Source organism: Enterobacter cloacae complex sp. 2022EL-00981, assembly GCF_028737495.1.
In the GTDB taxonomy this organism is placed as follows: Bacteria; Pseudomonadota; Gammaproteobacteria; order Enterobacterales; family Enterobacteriaceae; genus Enterobacter; species Enterobacter cloacae.
In genome coordinates this window covers 1-6,149 of the sequence record NZ_JAQZRK010000057.1, presented here as the reverse complement: position 1 = coordinate 6,149, position 6,149 = coordinate 1, and the positions used below count along the sequence as shown (strand labels likewise).

At 56.8% G+C, this 6,149-nt stretch carries 9 protein-coding genes and 1 pseudogene; 1 reads left to right on the top strand and 9 read right to left on the bottom strand.

Annotation, left to right across the window (positions count from 1 at the left end; genetic code table 11):
- Positions 1 to 232 precede the first annotated feature (232 nt).
- Positions 233 to 721 carry a cytoplasmic protein gene (locus tag PUZ33_RS24990; protein WP_126494003.1) on the top strand — a complete coding sequence of 163 codons (489 nt, stop codon included), beginning with the start codon at positions 233 to 235 and terminating at the stop codon, positions 719 to 721.
- Between the two features lie 183 nt (positions 722 to 904).
- On the opposite strand, the gene PUZ33_RS24985 is transcribed toward PUZ33_RS24990, so the two are convergent.
- From PUZ33_RS24985 to PUZ33_RS24945, 9 genes and pseudogenes are all read right to left on the bottom strand, one after another.
- Positions 905 to 1,024 (bottom strand): type I toxin-antitoxin system Hok family toxin, encoded by a 120-nt coding sequence (locus PUZ33_RS24985; RefSeq protein ID WP_274205380.1) that lies wholly within the window; start codon positions 1,022 to 1,024, stop codon positions 905 to 907.
- Positions 972 to 1,121 (bottom strand): annotated as a pseudogene (locus PUZ33_RS24980) (DUF5431 family protein); the annotation flags it as partial. The pseudogene PUZ33_RS24980 and the gene PUZ33_RS24985, both read right to left, overlap by 53 nt.
- 166 nt (positions 1,122 to 1,287) lie before the next feature.
- Positions 1,288 to 1,662 carry a hypothetical protein gene (locus PUZ33_RS24975; protein ID WP_126494004.1) on the bottom strand — a complete coding sequence of 125 codons (375 nt, stop codon included), beginning with the start codon at positions 1,660 to 1,662 and terminating at the stop codon, positions 1,288 to 1,290.
- A 59-nt stretch (positions 1,663 to 1,721) separates the two neighbouring features.
- Complete coding sequence (locus PUZ33_RS24970) at positions 1,722 to 2,045, bottom strand: theronine dehydrogenase (RefSeq protein ID WP_126494001.1); 324 nt, start codon at positions 2,043 to 2,045, stop codon at positions 1,722 to 1,724.
- Positions 2,042 to 2,770 carry a plasmid SOS inhibition protein A gene (locus PUZ33_RS24965; protein WP_229078599.1) on the bottom strand — a complete coding sequence of 243 codons (729 nt, stop codon included), beginning with the start codon at positions 2,768 to 2,770 and terminating at the stop codon, positions 2,042 to 2,044. The genes PUZ33_RS24970 and PUZ33_RS24965 overlap by 4 nt, the downstream gene beginning before the upstream one ends.
- Entirely contained in the window at positions 2,767 to 3,201 is a 435-nt protein-coding gene (psiB, locus tag PUZ33_RS24960; protein ID WP_126493999.1) for a conjugation system SOS inhibitor PsiB, read from the bottom strand. The genes PUZ33_RS24965 and psiB overlap by 4 nt, the downstream gene beginning before the upstream one ends.
- Positions 3,202 to 3,238: 37 nt before the next feature.
- Positions 3,239 to 5,257 (bottom strand): ParB/RepB/Spo0J family partition protein, encoded by a 2,019-nt coding sequence (locus tag PUZ33_RS24955; RefSeq protein ID WP_126493998.1) that lies wholly within the window; start codon positions 5,255 to 5,257, stop codon positions 3,239 to 3,241.
- A gap of 67 nt (positions 5,258 to 5,324) precedes the next feature.
- Positions 5,325 to 5,690 (bottom strand): hypothetical protein, encoded by a 366-nt coding sequence (locus PUZ33_RS24950; RefSeq protein WP_126493997.1) that lies wholly within the window; start codon positions 5,688 to 5,690, stop codon positions 5,325 to 5,327.
- A gap of 43 nt (positions 5,691 to 5,733) precedes the next feature.
- A complete protein-coding gene (locus PUZ33_RS24945; RefSeq protein WP_126493996.1) occupies positions 5,734 to 6,006 on the bottom strand; it encodes a hypothetical protein in 273 nt (90 codons plus the stop codon).
- Positions 6,007 to 6,149: the final 143 nt, after the last annotated feature.

Below are 6,149 nucleotides of genomic sequence, written 5' to 3'. Positions count from 1 at the left end.
CTGGCGGGTGCGAAGCAGCTGCCTGGCGGAGTGGGGCTCGACGACCGGACCGCCACGCGGGCCGGGAGCCGAAGGGGGCCATCGCCCTGCCCGTCTTTCTTGTGATGGCCATCCTGGTGAAGCTGGCCGATATCGTCGTGATTTGGCCGGAAATCTGACCCGGGATAATTTGAGAATGGTCACTATTAATGCTAATGTACGCATCCATTAGCATTAATAAACGGTGCATGAAATGGCTGAAGAATCACAGACTGAGCAGTCGCGGGCCTATTTTTACCGCAACTTTACGTACACCCGCGATCATCTGGCCAGAGACTATCTGGCCGAACTGCACAATTACCACGATGACTCCTGGGAATACCCTCAGCGAGCGGCCCGTCTCAGTGCAGCCGTAAAACGTTATAAAACCTACCGGATGCTCTGCTTCATTTTTGAGATAGCCGAAAGCGTGGATCTGGATTTTACGCCGCTTACCGTGAAACGCCTTTGCACCCGCCTTTTTGGCCGGTCGGGCAGTCAGGACATGATAGTGGCCATCTTTGGCCAGAAAGGTCGCCAGCACCGCAGCCGTGACAATACGCCCTCCACGCTGGATGAAATTGCAGACCGTTACCGGCTTGCTGCACATTCCTGCCAGGCATCAACCCTGAGAGATATTGAAAGCGTGAAAAGGGATTACCAGGCAGAGATCAGGAAGGGAAAAGAGCAGGCAGCGCCGTAGGCGCTGCCGCCCTGCCCCGTTCCCCGGAGGGGAACTGCCCTTCCCGGAAGTAAAGGCGTGCGGTCGCGCAGGGAAGGAAAAAGGGGCTACCGGCGAACCGGCAACCCCTTCATAAAGGCGCTTCAGGCATGTTGTGGCAACTCAGCTCCTGAAAAGGCGGGGTTTCCCCCGCCTTCAGGTAGCTTACTTACCGGATTCGTAGGCCAGAACGGCAGCGACCTCCCGTTCTCCGTCCTTCAGCCGGATTTCGCAGAGCGATTTTCGGGTGAGGAATGTGAATATTAAGAGTGTTAAACACACGATTAATACGCACCAGACAACAGTACTTCGCGGCAGTTTCATGGTTTACTTCTCCTTGCCTTTCGGCAGGTAAGCGGCCATACTGGTGTTGACTAGACATGCAGTGGGCCTCGGGTTAATTGAAAAATTACTCGGGGCTTTCTGTTTTCTGCCACACAACCGGCAACAAACCACCTTCACGTCATGAGGCAAAAAACCTCAAGCGCCACGCCTATTATACCGACCCTAAGCACTTTCTGACCAGGAATATCCACTCCAGATGCTGGCTAGCGTCTGATATATTTCAGGAATCCCCATGCAGCCATCAACACTCCCGTTGCCAGCGCAAGATTGGGCATAATCTGCTCCAGCGCACCGATGAATACGACGTCGGGATTATGTTGCCCCCAGAATTCCAGCTTGCACCCAACGCCCCATGCAAAGAAAACTATCCCGGCGATCAGAACGCCATACTTCAATATGCTGAGCAGAACCTCATCAATCCAGCCAGGCGGATCACGCCATGTGATAACCAGAGGTATCAGAGTGCAGCTGATCTGGCCTGCAAAATACCCTGGCGTATCCTTCCATTCCGGTGCAGCCAGGCTAACGATTGAATAAAACAGCACGTTCATGAATATAACGAGCAACCAGTACCTCATATTCCCGCTTTCCTTGTATTTTGCCATCTGAGCAGGCAGACAGCATTGTATCTTATTCATCAGGCGGACTTGCCATTGAAATACGCCGGACGTGCAGCCAGCTCACGCTCGATTAACTCATCGGCAAACAAAGGGGCAACACGACTAATTCGTGCCTGCAAGTTGCGCCTTCTCACCGCTGCTTTCCGTTCATCGCTCCAGCGTTGGATTTGTTTCTGACCGAGAAAATCCACGCATACAGCGTAACCTGAGCCAGCTACCCAGCGTGACATTACCTCTTCAGGTGCTGTCTGCCCGGCCTCCACGACAACTGAAACCAGCTCCAGTGGACCAGGGCAGGGCTTGTGTGGCAATTTCCAGCGCAGGGAATAGCGCCACTTCATATACCGCTCCGATCAGCCAGCTTATTTGGCACCTGCCAGCGTTCAGCGACACGAACATGCTCAGGTGTTTCCCGGACAATAAACGGGATTTCATACATCACTGCATACAGCGGCTCACCGCTGATGCGAAGCCAGTCAAGTTCCTTCAGCGACGCGAACCGCGACTGCCAGCGCCAGAACGGTGCAGCCAGCTCCCCCGCGTCAAACTCGTCAGTCCACCGGGTGTACCAGGTGCAGACGGTTTCCGGTGACTGAAAATTCAGGTCGATTTTCGCCTGCTCCAGCAGGTTCTGGCGCAGTTTCCAGCGCTGTTCATACTCACGGGATTCGCGGCGTATCTGTCGGGTGGTCTGGATACCCGCCCTGTGCAGTCTTCTGCCCGTGCGGGTGTGCATGACTTCGGGGAACAGTTCGGCCTGTACGTCCAGCGTAAGCGGCAGCGGGCAGGCTTCTCCCCCCGTGGCAATCATCGTGTCCAGCGCCTCCTCGACCTGTTTCAGGTTCGAATGGCGGTTCTTTGGCACCCAGTTCAGACCCGGGATCTGACGTGCGACCGTGGCATTCAGGCGACCGCTGCCCGTCAGCACCCGCAGGAAGGAGCGCACATAGGGCATGGCGGGCAGTCGGGAGCCACGCTCGCGGGCGGACTCAACCTGGCTGATAGCCTGAATCGCGGCCTGGCGGGCAGGTTTCAGGGAGACAAGGGCATGGGATGACGGGATCATGCTGTCACCTCCCCACTCATCAGGTTTGCCACGGTACTCGCCGTGCAGTTAAACCGGCGCATCCCTGCCATCTGTGCGATCAGCTGGCTGACACGGTCTGGCTGGAGCATCTCATTCTGGTACAGGGTGCGCACCACCTGGCCACCCGAAGAAAGCAGAACCAGAAGCCAGTACGGAGACACTTCACCCGGACTGCACACACACAGGTGCCAGTCATCGCTGCCGTCTGCGCTGAAGCGGCACTGTACCGGGAAGAAACCGCCAAATTCACTGCGGTACTCGGCGCAGACGCGCCAGCCCTGCGGGACAGTCAGCAGGCCGGTCACGGCATCGCTGAGGGCGCGGCGCGCTTCCTCGCCCTGCTGGCGGATAAACTCCAGATCGGAGGCGGTCAGGGTGTTGATTCGGGTCAGATCGTAATTCATGGTCATATGTGTTCCCGCCGCCCGAAGGCGGCGGCCTCCGGTGTTAAGCAGCGTGGTCAGTGGTGTCGGTGTCGGTGTGGGTGTCTGTTGTCTCGTCGGCCTGAACCGCTGGCGCAGGGCGCACCATCCAGTCAGGCAACCAGCCCTGAGCATTCAGATCCTGTTCGGCGGCTTTCGCCGCATCGCGGCGCTTGAGCTTCACCACCTCACCCGCACGGGCGCTCAGTCCGGCTTCTTCATAGGCCTTGCCAATCTGGGCGATTTTGAGCTTGCCGAAGTAGCTCTCCGCATCAGGTTGCCACCATTTGCGCAAATCAAAGTCCAGCGCCGCTTCCAGCCCGTCGAGTTCGCTTTTCTGAGTATGGTTATACATACGTTCCTGAATACCGTTGATACCGTGCGCTGCACAGAATCCCAGCAGGGTGTTCACCTGCTCTGCTGACCATGACAGCAGCCAGGTGAAATCGAGATGCCAGTTTTCGGGCAGCGTTGCCTGAAGCGCCTTTTTCTGTGCTTTGAGCGCCGTCAGCGCCTTCCCTTCTTCACCGGAGGGAGCCAGTGATGCAAGGTGATACTGATTCGAGGACACTGAGGCTTTCAGCGGTTCATTGCGCTTGCCGTAGGTGTGGTCAAAGAGTGCAAGGCACAGCGTCCACGTCAGGAGTGCCACCGACACATCGGGCCGCCCCGCCAGTTCAGCCTGAACGGCGAGCGTGCGCTCGGCAGACATGGCCATAACCAGCGTTGCCGGATAGGCGTCAGCAGGAATGTCAGGTGTGGTGTGTCTGATAACGTTATTCTCACGCTCCTGACGAACCTGTTCTTCTGCTGCCCTGTCTTCGTCAGTCAGTCTGCGGATGCCTGGCTGAACCTGAAAACTGTCCCCGTCCCATGACACCCAGATACCGTGCGCGGCGCGAAATTCCGGCGTGGCTTCGCGGTAAGTCGCCCCGGTGTAGATATCATCTATATCCTGCTGACACTCATATTCATCATCGTGGGTTTCAGTGGCTTCCATTTTCTCTTCCAGCTCACTGACGCGCTTCTCTTCTTCTTCCGTCAGCACAGCATTCGGCATGGCAAAGCGGTACTGTTCCTTGTCCTCGCCGCTGTGGCTGAGTTCCGTCATACGGAATTCAGACCAGCCCCAGCCCTGCTCCTGTCGAAGACGGGCGGCAAGCACGGTGAGTTTTCCGGCCAGCAGGGATTTCACCAGTGTGGCATCAGCAAAGGTGCTGTCCTTATCGCTGAACAGATCGGCGGTCAGCGTACCGCCAGCGGCGGTGTAGGCTTCTTCGCCCACATACGCAAACATCGGATGACTGATGGCCATCTTGTCGTCGGTGACCATCTTGCGCAGGGTCTGTACCGCAGGATCGCGCCACTTTTCCACGGCCTCTTTCCAGACCTGCTCCTGACGTTCATGAGTGTCCGCCAGCGTCAGCACTTCGCACTGTTCAAGAGAGATGTTATCCCGCGCCAGCGCATCCAGCAGGGACGGGGCAAGGTTCGCCAGTTTCAGGCAGCGCTGAACGTGGCGCGGGTGGTAGCCCATCAGTGCGCCAATCTGGGAGGCCGTTTTGCCTTCCTGCTCAAGGGTGCGAAAACCGATAATCTGCTCGGCAGGGTGCATGTTCTTGCGTCTGCCGTTCTCAATCATCGAGGCCGCCACCGCCATCTCCACGGGCAGGACTTTCACCGGAACAAACGGGGTTTCTGCATCGAGTACACCGCGCAGCACCAGAATACCGGTTCCCCTGCGGCGACCTTCCCCGCCGACGATACCGATCGTGCCGTCCGGCAGTTCTGCACCAATCAGGTTTTGCAGGATGCCCATTGCCTGAATGCTGTCAGCCATCTCTTCCACTTCGGTGTCGGTATGCGGAATGATGCGCGTGTTCAGGTCGGTACGCGTCAGGCGGGAGTACGGGAAGATTTGCACGGGCGTGTCAGCGAGCAACCGGACGAGCTTCTGTTCGGTAGACTGCGCGATTTTTTCCGCTGACTTTTTAGCGGGGGTGGATTTAGCGGATTTTTTTGCCGTATTATTGGTGGCGACCATGATTTTTACTCCTGTGTTTAAGTGATGGTTCGCCGTGGCCGGAGGGCTATCCGGTCACGGCACTCGGTTAACCGGTAATGCGTTTCGGGTGTGCAGCCAGTGCCGCAAATGACGGATAACCATCCAGCACCTGCATCATGACTTTCGCACTTTCCAGCATCGCGGTATCAGATACCGTGGCGCTGTTTTCACACACGGAAATCGTTGCCACGATCCCCGATTTCACATCTGAAAAACGCTCATACGTGCGGTTGCTGAACAGGACGCGCTTGCCCTCAGCCATGACCTGCCAGTTGTTGCAGTCATTAAAACGGGTGTCCACGTTGTCAAACTCGACCACATGGGTGTCGCTGGCCTGAATGCGCAGCAGCTTCACAATGTCATTGCTCTGTCCTACTTTTTTGCCCGACTGGCCGGAATTAAGGTTCTGCATGGTTCCTCCTTCTGTGGGTTAAGGCCGGATATCCGGCCTCCGGTTACAGCTGCACGTCTTGCAGTTTGCGTTTCAGATCACTCAGAAAATCTGCTTCAAACGACCACGCCCGCCAGTTGAGCAATCCGTGAGTGCGGATCTCCACCTGAATATCGCCATAGCGGTTCACTTCTGAGAGCGTGACAGCAACACCCTCTTTCAGCGCAATGGCCTGAGCCACGTATTCACGGGCGACCGCAACTGTGTCCTGCCCTTCCCCCATCTTCCTGGAAGATTCTTGAGCGGCGGTTTTGACGTTGACGTTTCGTGTGTGCATCCTGGTTTTCTCCTGCGGTGATGGTTGTCCATCTCCCTGGTGAGTTCTCTCGCGGCAAAGGGCAAAGGAGCAACGGCGAAGGACGGAAGGAAAGGGGCGCTGACAAAAGTTTTTGCCCGCAAAAAGTTTTGGCGGCGTGCATT